We start from the raw sequence: 14711 nt of genomic DNA, 5'->3' as shown, positions 1-14711 counted from the left end.
GGCCGGTGTATCGCTGCAAAAGGAACAGACAGCCGAAGGGCGCCTGGAGCGGGATGGCGGTGGTGTGGGGACCCACGCGCATCTCGCCCCGCCGTTTGTTTCCCGGACTATGCCCAGTGGCGCAGGACCAGGGCCGGGGCGTGACGCGCGAGCCAGGCGCAGGCCAGGCCGATGACGGCACCGGCGGCGACATCGCTCGGATAGTGGGCTCCCGACTGCACGCGCTCGACAGCCACCATGGTGGCCGGTACCGCGCACAGCGCCCCCGCGGTCGGCCACGTGGGCGCGACCGCGGTGGTGAAGGCGACCGCGGCCGCCGTGTGCCCGGAGGGGAAGGAGGAGGAGTCGGGACGGTCGGCGACCTCATCGTGCGGGATCCACTCCGCGGGCGGCCGCGGCCGGTCGGCCAGTTGCTTGCACAGGCCGTTCGACACCAGCTGGGCCACCGCCACGGCCACCACCCCGGCGGCCGCCGCCCTACGGCCCCGCCACCCACCCCTCCACGCCATCACGGCAGCCGCACCGCACCACAGCTTCGTGCTCTCCGCGGCCTCCTCCGCCGCCGACAGCGCCTTGGCGACGCGTGGCGGGATCCGGGAAGCCGCCCGCTGTGTCAGAGCCCGATCGCTCTCATACAAGTCCGTCAGCAAGCTCATGACCTGCGGGTTTCCCCAAATCCCCGGAGGTAAGCAGTCCGATTTTCGGATCCGCCCACCGCACTCCCTGCGAGGACTACGGCTCGTCGAGCCGGCGCAGGTCCTGTTCGTCCCACGTCCTGGTGTCGCGCGGCTGGGTGTAGGGCTCCTTGTCGGGTGGCATGCCTCCGGCGATCGCCCGTTGCCGCGCGGTCTCGGCGTCGAACTCCAGACCCAGGAGTATCGCCAGGTTGCTGATCCACAACCAGAGCAGGAAGACGATGACGCCTGCCATGGTGCCGTACGTCTTGTTGTAGGAGGCGAAGTTGGCGACGTAGAACGCGAAGGCTGCGGACGCGATGAGCCAGATGGCCAGGGCGAGGACGCTGCCCGGTGTGATCCACCGGAAGCCCTTCACCCGGGCGTTGGGAGTGGCCCAGTACAAGAGCGCGATCATGGTTGTGACCAGGACCACCAGGACGGGCCACTTGGCGATCGACCATGCCGTCAGGGCGCTGTCGCCGATCCCGAGCGCTGTGCCCGCCCTGTGGGCCAGTGTGCCGGTGAACACCACGATCAGGGCACTGGCCACGGCCAGCACCATCAGTACCACCGTGACCCCGACCCGCACCGGAAGGATCTTCCACACCGGGCGGCCCTCCGGCATGTCGTAGACCCGGTTGGCCGCGCGGATGAACGCGGCCACGTATCCGGATGCCGACCACACGGCCAGGACGATGCCGACGATCGCCATGATCGACCCGACACCGGCGTTGTCCTGTAGTTGCTGGACGGCCCCGGTGATGATGTCCCGGGCGGAGCCGGGAGTGAACTGCTTGAGATTGGTCAGCACCGAGTCGGTGGCGGACTTTCCGGCCAGGCCGAGCAGCGATACCAGCACCAGCAGGGCCGGGAAGAGCGACAGCACGCCGTAATAGGTCAGCGCCGCGGCCCGGTCGGTCAGCTCGTCGTCCTTGAACTCCCGCAGGGAACCCTTCAGCACCGCCCCCCACGCCGTTTTCGGCAACTGGGTCGGTGTATCAGGTGCCCGCCGTTCCACGGCGGGCCCGGGGCCCACGTCCTCGGACGGCGGGATCTCGCGTTCCGGAGCCTCGTCGCTGCCGTGATGCTCTTTGTGTCCAGGGAGATGCAGCTTCATGTCGGTCGAGTACCCGAACATAAATCCCTAATCAAGACATTGCTGCAGCTGGAACGGAGCCCACGAGCGTCGAGTGTCGGTGTCCGCCAAAGGTGGCCCGATTTCTCCGGGTGAGATGCAATCTGGCGTCTTCAGTGCGTCGCTGTCCGGATACAGCAGACGGCAAGGCCCGGCGACCGAAAAACGGTACGCCGGGCCTTGCCGCAGCGGTTTGATCAGACGGGGCGAATGTTCTCCGCCTGGGGGCCCTTCTGGCCCTGAGTGACGTCGAACTCGACCTTCTGGCCCTCCAGCAGCTCACGGAAGCCCTGGGCGGCGATGTTGGAGTAGTGGGCGAACACGTCGGGACCGCCGCCCTCCTGCTCGATGAAGCCGAAGCCCTTTTCGCTGTTGAACCACTTGACAGTGCCCTTGGCCATAACCGTCTCCTTCGAGGGAAACCGGGCCCGCACCCTGCGTGCCCGGGAGGTGATCGCCCTGGTCCGGAGAGGCGTTGCAACGCAAGAACGCCCGTGATGGCGATCACGGGCGAACGGGACTTCGGAACCACGACTGCTGGATCACGACGCTACACCCGCGTGGCGGCCGCCGCTACCGAGAAGGCGCCAACATCGGCCGCCGGGTTCGTGGCGTATTCCTCAGTGTCGACGTCCCTCGGTGACCGTCGAGCGGGGCAGCGCAGCCTGGTCGGGCCAGCATGGGGAGTGGCTGGGCGGCGCGATTCCCTGCGTGACCGCCCGACGGACGGACAGGCCTGAACGTCATCCGAACAGCGGACATGGAAGCGGCGGCACGTAGTACCGCGGTACGACCCGACAGCCGTGGATCAGTCCGCGGTACCACCAGATCGGGGGCTCTGTCTCCTAGCGTTGACGGTGAGGCGTCAGGGGCCACGGACGGACGCCGGTGTCCGACAGGAAGAACGCGAATGATCGACGCACAGCAGCTGACCAAGAGGTATGGCGAGAAGACGGCCGTCGACGGGCTGGACTTCGCCGTCAAACCGGGCACGGTGACCGGTTTCCTGGGCCCCAACGGCGCGGGGAAGTCCACGACCATGCGGATGATCGTCGGGCTCGACGCTCCGACGAGCGGCTCCGTGAAGGTCAACGGCCGCCACTACGCCCAACACCAGGCGCCGCTCCAGGAGGTCGGCGCCCTCCTGGAGGCGAAATCGATCCACCCGGGCCGCTCGGCCCACAACCACCTCAGGGCGCTCGCGCTGACCCACGGCATCCCGGCCCGCCGGGTCGACGAGGTCATCGACCTCGCCGGGCTCGCCACGGTGGCGAAGAAGCGGGCCGGAGCCTTCTCGCTCGGCATGGGCCAGCGGCTCGGCATCGCGGCGGCCCTCCTGGGTGATCCGCAGACGGTGATGCTGGACGAGCCGGTCAACGGCCTCGACCCGGAAGGCGTCCTGTGGATTCGCAACCTGCTCAAGGGGCTCGCCGACCAGGGCAGGACCGTGTTCGTGTCGTCCCACCTGATGAGTGAGATGGCCCTGGTCGCGGACCACCTGATCATCGTGGGGCGCGGTCGGCTGCTGGCCGACACCACCGTGGCGGACCTGGTCCGGGAGGCGGGCGGCGACACGGTGAAGGTGGCCACGCAGGACCCGGCGGGGCTGCGGGAGGTGCTGGCCGGCCCCGGCGTCGACATCACCGGCCGCGCCGGTTCCGAGGAGCTTCAGGTGACAGGGCTCAGCGCCCGTCAGATCGGTCTGAAGGCGGCCGAGCACGGGATCGCGCTGTTCGAACTGACCGCACGGACGGTGTCGCTGGAGGAGGCGTTCATGGAACTGACCAGGGATGCCGTGGAGTACCACGGCACCTCGACCGTGGAGACCCTCGACACCCGCAACGCCCGCGAGACCGTAGGGAGGCCCGCATGACCATCCTGACCACGACGGCCGAGGCACCCCCGGCCGCTCCCGCACGCCCCGCCTACCGGGTGACCGGACGGCGCGTGCTGTCCTCCGAGTGGGCCAAGCTGTGGTCGCTGCGTTCGACCTGGATCACCCTGGGCCTCGGTCTGCTCTTCCTCGTCGCCTTCGGACTGATCGCCGCGAGCCACTACAAGTCCCAGATCGGCTCCACTCACGTGGACCGGGACTTCGCCGACTCGACCGCCGTCAGCCTGTCCCTCTTCGGCACCAACTTCGCCCAGCTCGCCCTGGGTGTGCTCGGCGTGCTGGTCACGGCGGGGGAGTACTCGACCGGCATGATCCGCTCGACGCTCGCGGCCGTGCCGCGCCGGCTGCCCGTGCTGTGGTCCAAGGCGGCCGTGTTCGGACTGGTCGCGCTGGTGGTCGGCACTCTGGGTGCGTTCGTGGCCTTCGGGTTCGGCAGCGGCATCGTCTCCGGTAGCCCCGCCGCGATGGGACTGACCCACGCGGGAGTCCTGCGGAGCCTGCTGGGTGCCGGGCTCTACCTCGGTCTCGTGGGTGTGATCGGCGCCGCCCTGGGTGCGTTGCTGCGGTCGGTGGCCGGTGGCATCTCGGTGCTGGTCGCCGCACTGATGCTGATCCCGGGGCTGATCTCCCTGCTGCCCAGCTCGTGGCAGGACGACATCAGCCCCTACCTGCCCAGCAACGCGGGCGAGTCGATGTTCGCCCTGACGCACGACAGCACCACCCTGTCACCCATGGCCGGGCTGCTGGTCTTCCTCGGCTGGACGGCGCTCGCGCTGGCGGGGGCGGCGTACCGGCTGGTGCGCAGCGACGTCTGATGGCCTGCACCATGGGCGGGTGACCACCATGACGACGACCACGCCCGCCGGAGACATCGGCGCGATGGGACCGCTGGTCGCCCGGCTCGCCCGGGGCGGCCAGCGGCTGCGGCAGGCGGACCGGGACCGCCCGTGGGTGCTGGACACCGCGGTGGTGCTGCTGGTCTTCCTGCTGTTCTGTCTGCCGGACCTGCTGCACGGGGGCCCCGGGGACGGCGACGGTCCACGCCGGTTCCGTATCGCCTTCACCCGGCTTGCCCCGGCGGCCGTGCTGGCCCTGCAGGCCGGTCTGGTGCTGCCGCTGCTGTGGCGACGGCGCAGGCCCATGGCCGCCTTCGGCGCCGTGGCGGCCGTGTTCGTCCTGCAGTGGTCACTGGGCGCGGCGCTGCGCGCGGACGTCGCACTGTTCATCGCCCTCTACAGCCTCGCTCTGCACGGGCGGCTGCGGCAACTGCCGTGGGCCTGCGCGACCATGGCAGCGGGGATGGTCCTGGTCGCGGTTCGCGTATCACCGGCCGTGCCCGTGTGGGACGCGCTGTTCTTCCTGCTGAGCACGGCGACCGCGGCACTGGCGCTCGGCCTGATGATCAGGACTCGGCGGGCCCAGCTCGCGGGGCTTCGGGAGCGGGCGGCCCGCCTGGAGGTCGAACGCGACCAGCGCAGCAGACTGGCGACGGCCACGGAGCGCGCCCGGGTTGCTCGCGAGATGCACGACATCGTCGGTCACAACCTGGCCGTCATCGTCACCCTCGCCGACGCGGGCCTGTACGCCACGGACGTGGCTCCCGAACGCGGCAAGGAGGCCCTGCAGCTCATCGGTGACACCGGCCGCACGGCCCTCGGTGAGCTGCGACGCGTGCTCGGTGTGCTGCGCGAGGCATCCACCGGGTCTCCCCGACCGCCCGAACTCAGCCCGCAGCCCGGTGTCGTGGACATCGGGGCGCTGTGCGACGGGGTGCGCAGCGCCGGCCTGGACGTCGTCTACCGGACCGTCGGCGACGCGGACGCCCTCGACCGCGGGGTGCAGCTGACGGTCTACCGCATCGTCCAGGAAGCCCTCACGAACACCCTGAAGCACGCCGGCGTCGGAACACGGGTGAAACTGTCGGTCATCACCGAGGAGACCCGGCTGATCATCCGGATCCGGGACAACGGCCCGGCCGGACACCCCGGAACCTGGAACGAGGAAGGACACGGGCTGGTGGGCATGCGCGAACGAGCGGCGCTCTACGGAGGGATCGTCAGCGCCGGGCCCGCGGCCGGTGGCGGCTGGACGGTGGAGGCCACCCTCGACGTGCCACCCCGGGCAGGTGCCCGGTGACCACGGTGCTCGTCGTGGACGACCAGCCGCTGCAGCGCTACGGCTTCCGGGTGCTGCTCGACTCCATCCCGGAGACGGAGGTGGTCGGCGAGGCCGCGCACGGCATCGAGGCCGTGCGCAAGACCGCCGAGCTGCGTCCCGACGTCGTGCTGATGGACGTACGGATGCCCGGGATGGACGGCATCGAGGCCACCCGCCGGATCACCGCGGCCGGGGGTCGCTCGCGCGTCCTGGTGCTGACCACGTTCGACCTCGACGAGTATGTGCACGCCGCGCTCCGGGCCGGAGCCAGCGGCTTCCTCCTCAAGGACGCGCGCCCCGAGGAACTCCTGGCCGGCATCCGCGCGGTCGCCGTCGGCGACGCGGTGATCGCCCCGGCCCTCACCCGCCGCATCCTGGACGAGTACGCCCAGCACGTGCCCGCAGGCAGGAGCGACTCGGACGAGGACGAGCGACTGGGCGCCCTCACCGACCGTGAGCGCGAGATCCTCGTCGCCATCGGCAAGGGCTGGACCAACGGCGAGATCGCCTCACACTTCGTCGTGTCCGAGTCGACGGTGAAGACGCACGTGGGCCGTGTCCTGGCCAAGATCGGCGCCCGCGACCGCATTCAGGCCGTGATCTTCGCCTACGACCTCGGACTCGCCCGTCCGGGGACCGGGTGAGCGGACGACGGCGTCCCATGTCGGCTCTGAGGCATCACCGAGCCGCCAGGACCGCCGTCATGGCGGGCTCTGACCGAGGAGTTCCCTCAGCGTCCGCGCTTCCTCCGTGGTCAGCCCGGTCACGAAGTGCTGGAGCGCGGCGATCGGGTCCGGTCCCCGGTCCAGGGCGTCGTGCATGGCCTCGGCGGTCAGCTCGGCCCTGTCCCGCGCCGGCCGGTAGGCGCCGCGCCGCCCGTCGGCATCCCGCAGCACCAGCCCCTTGCCGTAGAGCCGCCTGAGGATCGTGTGCACGGTGTTGTAGGCGAGTCCGCCGTCCAGTTCCGCCTGGATCTCGGCGGGAGTTCGGGGATGGTCCACCGCCCAGAGGGCGGCCAGGACCGCGGCCTCGAGTTCGCCCGCACTACGCCGCCCGGGCTTTTCCTGTGGGCCGCTGCTGTGCATGACGGTCACCTTGCAGACGTGGGAAGTCGGCTTCTCCCCCCTCGTATAACCTTACAAGCTGTAGTGCGATGCGGCCCTGGGGGTTGCAGGGAATCGATCCCTGGAAGAGTCTCGACGAGAGGTGTCACATGGCCGACGGCTCGAACGCCACGACGACGGGCGTTCGTCGCACCGCCCCCTCCCCACAGACCGCCAGGTTACGGCGCCCCTGGGGCGAGCCCTGGCTCGCGGCGGTCGCAGCCGCCTTCACGGTCGCCCAACTCTGCCTCGTCCGACCGGGCTTGGGGCTCGGCTGGGACGAGACGGTATACGTCAGCCAGATCAGCGGCCACGTTCCCGCCGCCTACTTCAGCGCGCCCCGCGCCCGGGGCATCTCCCTCCTCGTCGCCCCGATCACGTCCTGGTCCGACTCCACCGTCCTCCTCGGGGCCTACCTTGCCGTCCTCTCCGGCCTGGCCCTCTACTTCGCCCTGCGCGTCTGGCGGGCCCACGTCATGCCACGCGTCCTGGCCCTGGCGGGCGCTCTGTTCGCCTCGTTGTGGGTGACGGTGTTCTACGGCCCGCAGGCCATGCCCAACTACTGGGTCGCCATAGGCGCACTGACCTGTGTCGGCTGCTTCCTGCGCGTCCGCACGAAGGCACAGGACCGGGCAGCCTGGTGGGGCCTGTTCGCGGGTGTCGCGCTGATGGCGTGGATGCGCCCGATGGACGCGGTCTACGTGGCGCTGCCCCTGCTGGCACTTTCCCTGCGCCGCCCGCGCCTGCTCCTCGTAGTGGTCGCCGGCCTGCTGGCGGGCGCGGGCGAGTGGGTGATCGAGGCATACGTGAGCTACGGCGGCCTCGCGCAGCGCCTCCACGACGCCTCCCGCATCCAGGGCGGCCTGGGATGGCACCTCGCCGTCATCGACCAGCTGCGCAGTCTTGGCGGGCGCACACTGTGCCGGCCCTGCACCGGTGCACTCCCTCACCCCGTGGTGTCCCTGTGGTGGTTCGCGCTGCCGCTGCTGGCCGCCGTCGGAACCGTCGCCGCGCTCCGCGCCCGGCGCACGCTGCCCGCCCTGCTCCCCCTGGCCTGCGCCGTCACAGCCGCCGTCCCCTATCTGTTCCTCATCGGCTACGCTGCGCCCCGCTTCCTGCTACCGGCCTATGCCCTGCTCGCCCTGCCCGTCGCCCATGGCCTCGCCCACCTGGTCACCGCACCGGCCCCGGGGAGGGCCCGCACGCTCGTCGCCGGCCTTGCGGCGGTCGCACTCGCGGGCCATCTGGCCGTGCAGTACGCGGTCCTGGAGCGCACCGTCCACAGCTCCTACGCCAACCGCGAGGACTGGTCCCGCACCGCGGACGCCCTCCACACACTCGGCGTGCGGCCTCCGTGCCTGCTCAGCGGCTACGAGGCCGTCCCGATCGCCTACTACACCGGATGCGGCTCCGCACAGAGCGCGGGCCACGACACCAGCGCCACCCGGGCCGAACTGGCCCGGGCCGCCGGCCAGAGGCCCTTCGCGGTCCTCGTCCTGCCCGACCGCCGCCCGCCCGCCTTCGCACGCGACTGGCCGGTGGAGCGGGTCGGCACTCTCCAGGCATATGTGGCTCCCGGCGTACGGCAGGAGCGGTAGCCGTAGTGACGGCGCCCCTATTACCTGGTGAACAACGGGGACGCCTCGGCACTGCACGACGAGGCCGTGAGCGTCTTCGGCCTGGGCAGCTGGTCGATCGGCGGTGGGGTCGCGACCACCGACCCGAGCATTCCGGCGGATGTCCGGGGCGGTGACCAGGCGGCCCAGTTCATCGGCCAGGGCCAGGTCACGGCCACGCCGCTGTTCATGGCGTCCGTGGCGGCCACCGCCCGCGACACCGGCTTCAGGCAACCGGTCATCCTGCCGGGGCAGCAGCAGGACGCCGCGCCGCAGCAGATCTCCAGCCGTACGGCCGGTTACCTGCAATCGATGATGCGGAACGTGGCCACCAGCGGCACCGCAGCGCCGCGTCTCGGCGGGCTGGCGGGCGTCGGCGCCAAGACGGGCACCGCGGAGGAGGGCGACCACAGCAACGGCTGGCTGACCGCATACGGTCCCCGCGTCGCCGTCGCGGCCCTGGCGGAGGGTGGCAGCTCCGGGGTGGACTCCGCCGGCTACGTCGTCCGACAGCTGCTGACCGGCAGCTGACCGGTCGGCGTCGAAGCGACTGGCCGGGTCCGGGGCGCCCGGCCGTTCGTGCTCTGCATCTGCGTCACCTGCCCGTCCTCGGCACGCCGCGGTGGTCGTCTGCTCGGTGAGGGGCGAAGGGCTGTGCGTAGGCGATGAGCAGGGCGACATCGTCGTGGTCGTCGGGGTTCCTGAGCTCGGTGAGGAGCCGGTCGCAGGTTTCCTCCAGCGGGGAGGCGGGCGCGTCGAGAAGGTGGAGGAGGCGGTCGAGGCGTTCGTCGATGGAGTGCCGGCGGGTCTCGACCAGTCCGTCGGTGTAGAGGACCAGTCGGTCGCCGGGGCCGAAGGCGAGGGTGGTCGTTTCGAACGGGACACCGCCGACGCCCAGTGGGGCGCCGGTGGGCAGGTCGAGGAGTTGCGGGTGCCCGCCCCCGCGGACGAGAGCGGGAGGCAGGTGTCCTGCGTTGGCGATGCGGCACTCGCGGCGGTGGGGATCGTAGACCGCGTAGACGCACGTGGCGATGTACTGGTCCAGCCCGGAGGTGATCGAGTCGAGTTGCTCGAGGACTTGGGCGGGGCCGAGGTCGAGGCCGGCGAAGGCGGTCGTGGCGGTGCGCAGGCGTCCCATGGCTGCGGCGGCCTCGATGCCGCTGCCCATGACGTCGCCCACGACCAGTGCCGTTCTGTCGTCGCTGAGCGGGAGGACGTCGTACCAGTCACCGCCGATCTCGTAGGCGGCCTGCGCGGGCCGGTAGCGGGAAGCGACCTCCAGGCCGGGCAGATCGGGCGGGGTGGTCGGGAGGAGGCTGCGCTGGAGGGTCTCGGCCGCGTTGCGCATGTGCTGGTGTGCGCGGGCGTTGTCGATGCACACCGCGGCGCGGGAGGCCAGCTCGGCGGCGATGGCGAGGTCGTCCTCGTCGAAGGGGCGCGGGTCCCGGGCGCGGGTCAGCCCCAGGAAGCCGAGGGTGGTGCCGCGGGCGGTGAGGGGGACGGCCAGGTAGGAGTGCACGCCGGCGCGGGCCAGCAGCATGGCCGCGTGCTCGTCGCGGGCGATGTGCGACAGGTCGTGTCCGTCGGTGTGGGGGACCAGGATGGGCCGGCCGGTGCGCACACATCGGGTGGCCAGGCGGTCGGGGTCGTACGCGGTGATCCGGCCGGGCGGGTCGGCGGCCTTCGCGGCGTCGTTGGGGTAGGCGGCCTTGACGGCGAGGGCGCGGAAGAGCGCGGGGCCGTCATGGGTGGCGGGGCGGTGCTCGTCGAGAACGGAGTCGAGGACGTCGACGGCGGCCACGTCGGCGAAATCGGGAACGGTGACGTCCGCCAGTTCGCGGGCCGTCTGGTCGGCCTCCAGGGTGGTGCCGATGCGGGCGGCGCCATCGGCGATCAGCGCGAGGCGACGCCGCGTCTCCGTGGCCTCCCGGGCCGACCGGTAGCGGTCGGTGACGTCCACCACCAGCTCGGCCACCCCGAGGACATGCCCCCTGGTGTCCTCCAGCCGGTACACCGAGATGGCCCACGCGTGCTGCTCCGGGCCCGCGCGGGTGCGGCCCACGATGGGGGACCGGTCGACCAGCGGCACGCCGGTGCGCAGGACCTGCCGCATCGCGGCCTCGGCCTCCTCGAACTCCGCGGCGCTCATGACCGCGCGATAGTGGCGGCCGAGGTGCTCTTCCTCGGGAATGCCGTGGATGCGCTCGAGCGCCGGGTTGACGGCCACATACGTGAGGTCGGTGTCGAGGATCGCGATGCCGATGGGGGACTGGGAGACCAGCCGGGTGGACAGTGCGAGATCCCGCTCCACCTGGCGCAGCCTGGGGGAGTCGGTGCCGAGCCCGAGGGCGTAGAAGTCGCCGTGGTCGTCCAGGAGCCGCATGTTGCGCAGCTCCACCAGCCGCGTGCCGCCGTCCTTGCAGCGGATGGGGAAGGTGCCGCCCCAGCTCTGGCCGCTCTCCATGACCTCGGCGAACTTCTTGATCACCCACTCCCACTGGTCCGCGTGGACCAGCAGCTGTGCGGCGTACTGTCCGAGCGCCTCCTGGGCGCTGTATCCGTACAGCTCCTCGGCCTGCGGACTCCACAGAACGACCCGCCCCTCGGCGTCCAGCAGTACCGCCGCGACACCGAGGAGGTCCATCAACCCGCTCGGCTGCGACGGCTGACCCCCCGGTCGGCGGGCGGCCGTCGGGCCGTGGTCCGCGGACGACCGATCGGCTTCATCCATGGCCGGCACTCCTTCCGCCTGCGGACGTCACAGGGGATCGTCCGCAGACCGCGGAGCGCGCCTGTCTGCGTCTGCAGGCGCTGCGACTTCCATGGTGGCCCCGACCGCCGGACAACACACCCCCATCCATGGGCCCACGGCCGCTGGGGCCGGCGCGGGCGAACCTCAGGGGCGGTGGCCGGGCGGGGGCGGCGGCAGTTCGGTGTGTCGTGGCGGGGCCGGCCAGACGAGCAGGACGGGGCACGGGGCGTGGTCGACGACGAAGCGGGTCGCGCGGCCGAGGCTGTGCGGGCCGGGGCGGGAGGGGTCGCCGTCGCGGGCGCAGATCAGCAGGTCCGCGCCCTGGGCCGCGGTGACGACCTCGCGTTCGACGCGGCCGCCGCGTTCCGCCTGGGTGCACGCGCGGTCCAGGCGGTCGGCGGCGGTCTGCAGGAGGCGCCGGGCGGAGTCGGCCGCGAGGTGTTCCAGGTGGGTGCCGGGGTCGCGTTCGGGATGGCCGCGGCCGAGGAGACCGGCGTAGGCGCCGTGTGCGGCTTCGGTGATCGTGTGGTCGTGCACGTAGAGCAGCACGATGTCCTCGCCCGGTGCCGTACGGGTGCGGGCGGCATCCACGCAGGCGGGCCAGGTGCCCTCGGTGATCCAGACGATGACGCTCATGGGGCGCCTCCGGCGCTGCGGACGGGACGGGGTCAGGTGCCGTGGTGACAAGCATCCCCCACACTGCCAGGGCGCAGGCAAGAAGCGTGGACGGTACGGTCGCCAGGACGGAGCGGGTGAAGCGGCCGAGGTCGGCGCGGGTGTCATGGGCGTGTCGGATGCGCCGTCACGACAAGGTGGCCGGCGAGTCGCCATGAATGGGGTCGCCTCCGAGGCTGACGCCGATCAGCACCGTGAGGACCGACGTCTCCGTGATGAGGCCGCCCGGCCAGGCACGTGTCCACGACCGTGAATCGCACCCGTGCAGCAGGCACGGGTGCGATCCATCAGGTACGGGCGGGCGTCACCAGGCAGCGCGCGTCACAGTGCGGCTGTCGTCCCCTCTCCGGAGGCGCTGCCCGCGAGCCACTGGTCCCATCCCAGGTTGAAGTCGGCGTAGCCGTTGTCGGCCGGGGCCTTGCCGCGGGGTGAGCCGGTGATGGTGATGGGGTCGCCCTGCTTGACCTGGCCGTAGAACCACTTCGCGTCCGACAGGGACAGGTGGACGCAGCCGTGGGAGCCGCGGGCGCTGCCGCTGCCCGGGTTCGGGTCGCCGGTCGAGTAGTGGACGTAGGTGCCGGACTGGGTGAGGTGGATGTCCCAGGGCAGGGTCAGGTCGTAGAAGTTGGGGCTGCCCTTGTCGCAGCTGATGCCGACGCTGCAGGAAGTCATGTGGACCTTCTCCTGCTTGTCGATGACGGCCATCGTGCCGTCCCACGTCGGATACTCGGCGCTGCCCGCGTTGATCGACAGCGTGCGCACCGGCGCGCCGTTCCGGGTCACCTTCATGGTGTGGCCGGTCACCGAGACGTCCGCGCGCACGTCGTCACCGATCTTGAAGGTGTGGGTGTAACTGTGCACGCCGTAGCGTCCGTTGCCGTTGCTGACGCCCGTCATGTCGGCGTCGATCTTCACCGTCGTACCGGAGGGCCAGTACGTCTTCGGGCGCCAGTCGGCGCGCTTGTCGCCCATCCAGTGCCAGGCCCCGGCCACCGTCTGTGAGGCGCTCACCTTCATGTGCTTTTCCACTGTGGCCCGCGCCTTGGCGGCCACAGGGTTCGTGAAGATCACCGAGATCGGCATGGCCACACCGACCGTGGTTCCCGTCTGCGGGGTGATCGTCTCCAGCAGCATCGGTGGACCCGCGGGCGTCGTCGGTGACGGAGAGGCGCTCGCACTCGGCTTTCCGGACGCCTTGGCGTCGTCCCCGCCCGCCTTGTCGCTGCCGCCCCCGCTGCAGGCGCTCGCGCCCATCAGCATCACACCCGTGACGCATGCGATCCATATGCTGCCCTTGCGCCGTCCCACGGACTGCCCCGGTCTACTCGTTCTTCGGCCCTGACGGGCCCGTCTCCCTCTCAGACAGAGCTGGAGTGGGCCGCAGTTGCGTGTACAGCGTAAAACGTGTCCCAAGACTCACTGTCACCGCAGGATTCGATCCGCCTGTCGACGGGAGCTCGTCCGGATCCCGTGAGGCCGGGCCGGCACCACATCCCATGCCGGGGCTCTCGTCGACGTCGGCGTCGGCCGCCCCGGTATGTGGGGCGGCGACTCTCATGGCCTGCGGTCCCTGTGCCGCGCCGGCCTCCGCGTCATGCGTACGGGTCGAAGGGGATCTCGCCCGGCTTGGCCTTGTTGAGCGTGTCGTTGAACCTGGAGTCCTGGAGCGGGAGATTGGCGCTGCCCCAGTCGGAGCCGTTCAGGATGGTGCGCAGACCGGGTGCGAGGTTGTCCCAGGTCAGCAGGTTCTCCTGGTGCCAGGCGCCGGTGTCGTTCTCAGCCGTCTCGCCCCACTTGGCGAAGCGGAAGGCGTGGGTGCTGGCGCCGTCCTTGTGGTAGACGGCCATGACCCGCCGGCCGCTCATCGGCACGTCGGCGATCGGGTGGGTGCTGAAGCCGCCGTGCCGGGAGGCGGACAGGTACGACGGCGTGTCCGCCCCCTGCGCGACCCACACCACCATGCACTCCCAGTCGTGGCGGTGGCCGATGCCCGGAGAGGCCTCGTCCTTCTCGAAGTAGCTGGCGTAGATGATCCCGCACCAGCCGTTGTTGCACTTGGCCCGCGAGTAGGTGTTGGCGTGGTCGAGGTGGTCACCGCGGCACTGGCCGGTGATGGGCCCGGTCGGCTTCAGACCGCCGTTGAGGGTTCCGTTCGAGTCGATGGCGGCGGCCGGGTAGCAGGAGTCCGTGTCGTAGTCGTACACGGGCTCGAAGTCCTTCTGGAACGTGGTGGAGTTCTCCGGCAGGTTCTGCAACACGCCTGCGGAGGCGCTGCCCGTCAGGGTGACGGCGAGAGCGGCGCCGCTACCCGTGACGGCGGCGGCTCTGACAAGCCGGAAGGTCCTGCTGACGGTTCGAGGCATGGGGGTCTCCATGACGATGCGGTGAGGTGATCGCGGACATGACATCCGGCGTGTGCAGACAGAGACTGGCAAGTCGGAAGGCCGATGGAAGGGCTTTCGGCCAAACTCGTGGCGGCATTTTGCCGAACTGATCACCAGCTGCCGGCGGTTCGACGGGCGCGGACGGCCGGTCGGCATGCCCGCAGTCGGTGCCCCGCACGCCCCTTGCGTGCCGGCTGATGGAAAGGCCTTCCTGCGCACGCCGCTAGGCCCACCGTCCCGCGCGGGGCGACGCGTCCGGCACCCGGCAATAAATCCCTGCCCGCCTCACGCGTGTGGCGTAAGCTGAGGTCACACCGA

General features: G+C 70.8%; 14 protein-coding genes. 6 read left to right on the top strand and 8 right to left on the bottom strand.

All coding sequences use genetic code 11. The annotated features are described in order from the left end of the window. Positions 1-107: 107 nt before the first annotated feature. From ACZ48Z_RS13180 to ACZ48Z_RS13170, 3 genes are all read right to left on the bottom strand, one after another. Positions 108-656, bottom strand: coding sequence for a phosphatase PAP2 family protein (locus ACZ48Z_RS13180; protein ID WP_468735913.1), 549 nt, complete (start codon positions 654-656; stop codon positions 108-110). A 76-nt stretch (positions 657-732) separates the two neighbouring features. Beyond that, the gene (locus ACZ48Z_RS13175) at positions 733-1794 is read right to left on the bottom strand and encodes a YihY/virulence factor BrkB family protein (RefSeq protein WP_468735912.1); all 1062 of its coding nucleotides are present in this window, start codon (positions 1792-1794) and stop codon (positions 733-735) included. Positions 1795-2009: 215 nt separating this feature from the next. After that, positions 2010-2213, bottom strand: a complete 204-nt coding sequence (locus tag ACZ48Z_RS13170; protein WP_328744186.1) for a cold-shock protein — start codon at positions 2211-2213, stop codon at positions 2010-2012. A gap of 509 nt (positions 2214-2722) precedes the next feature. On the opposite strand from ACZ48Z_RS13170, the gene ACZ48Z_RS13165 reads away from it, so the two are divergent. From ACZ48Z_RS13165 to ACZ48Z_RS13150, 4 genes are read left to right on the top strand one after another with little or no spacing between them, the layout of a single operon-like run. Then, positions 2723-3685: an ATP-binding cassette domain-containing protein gene (locus ACZ48Z_RS13165; RefSeq protein ID WP_468735911.1), complete on the top strand. Its 963-nt coding sequence runs from the start codon at positions 2723-2725 to the stop codon at positions 3683-3685. Beyond that, complete coding sequence (locus ACZ48Z_RS13160) at positions 3682-4521, top strand: ABC transporter permease (protein ID WP_468735910.1); 840 nt, start codon at positions 3682-3684, stop codon at positions 4519-4521. Before ACZ48Z_RS13165 ends, ACZ48Z_RS13160 begins: the two co-directional genes overlap by 4 nt. Positions 4522-4549: 28 nt before the next feature. Next, entirely contained in the window at positions 4550-5842 is a 1293-nt protein-coding gene (locus ACZ48Z_RS13155) for a sensor histidine kinase (RefSeq protein ID WP_468736002.1), read from the top strand. Further along, positions 5839-6507: a response regulator gene (locus tag ACZ48Z_RS13150; protein ID WP_468735909.1), complete on the top strand. Its 669-nt coding sequence runs from the start codon at positions 5839-5841 to the stop codon at positions 6505-6507. Before ACZ48Z_RS13155 ends, ACZ48Z_RS13150 begins: the two co-directional genes overlap by 4 nt. 57 nt (positions 6508-6564) lie before the next feature. Here the strand turns inward: ACZ48Z_RS13150 and ACZ48Z_RS13145 are convergent, their stop codons facing one another. Further along, a complete protein-coding gene (locus ACZ48Z_RS13145; RefSeq protein WP_468735908.1) occupies positions 6565-6948 on the bottom strand; it encodes a BlaI/MecI/CopY family transcriptional regulator in 384 nt (127 codons plus the stop codon). A 128-nt stretch (positions 6949-7076) separates the two neighbouring features. Here ACZ48Z_RS13145 and ACZ48Z_RS13140 point away from each other — a divergent pair, with 128 nt between their 5' ends. Continuing rightward, complete coding sequence (locus ACZ48Z_RS13140) at positions 7077-8564, top strand: hypothetical protein (RefSeq protein ID WP_468735907.1); 1488 nt, start codon at positions 7077-7079, stop codon at positions 8562-8564. A 27-nt stretch (positions 8565-8591) separates the two neighbouring features. Further along, complete coding sequence (locus tag ACZ48Z_RS13135) at positions 8592-9113, top strand: penicillin-binding transpeptidase domain-containing protein (protein WP_468735906.1); 522 nt, start codon at positions 8592-8594, stop codon at positions 9111-9113. A 64-nt stretch (positions 9114-9177) separates the two neighbouring features. Here ACZ48Z_RS13135 and ACZ48Z_RS13130 read toward each other — a convergent pair whose 3' ends face one another. The 4 genes from ACZ48Z_RS13130 to ACZ48Z_RS13115 form a co-directional block, all read right to left on the bottom strand. Further along, on the bottom strand, positions 9178-11313 hold the full coding sequence (locus ACZ48Z_RS13130; protein ID WP_468735905.1) for a SpoIIE family protein phosphatase: 2136 nt from the start codon (positions 11311-11313) through the stop codon (positions 9178-9180). A gap of 165 nt (positions 11314-11478) precedes the next feature. Next, positions 11479-11970, bottom strand: coding sequence for a universal stress protein (locus ACZ48Z_RS13125; RefSeq protein WP_468735904.1), 492 nt, complete (start codon positions 11968-11970; stop codon positions 11479-11481). Between the two features lie 360 nt (positions 11971-12330). Further along, positions 12331-13269, bottom strand: a complete 939-nt coding sequence (locus tag ACZ48Z_RS13120) for a L,D-transpeptidase (RefSeq protein WP_468736001.1) — start codon at positions 13267-13269, stop codon at positions 12331-12333. A 332-nt stretch (positions 13270-13601) separates the two neighbouring features. Continuing rightward, positions 13602-14372: an NPP1 family protein gene (locus ACZ48Z_RS13115; protein ID WP_468735903.1), complete on the bottom strand. Its 771-nt coding sequence runs from the start codon at positions 14370-14372 to the stop codon at positions 13602-13604. Positions 14373-14711: the final 339 nt, after the last annotated feature.

Source organism: Streptomyces sp. NPDC031225, assembly GCF_055570355.1.
This window is presented reverse-complemented; position numbering and strand designations above follow the sequence as displayed.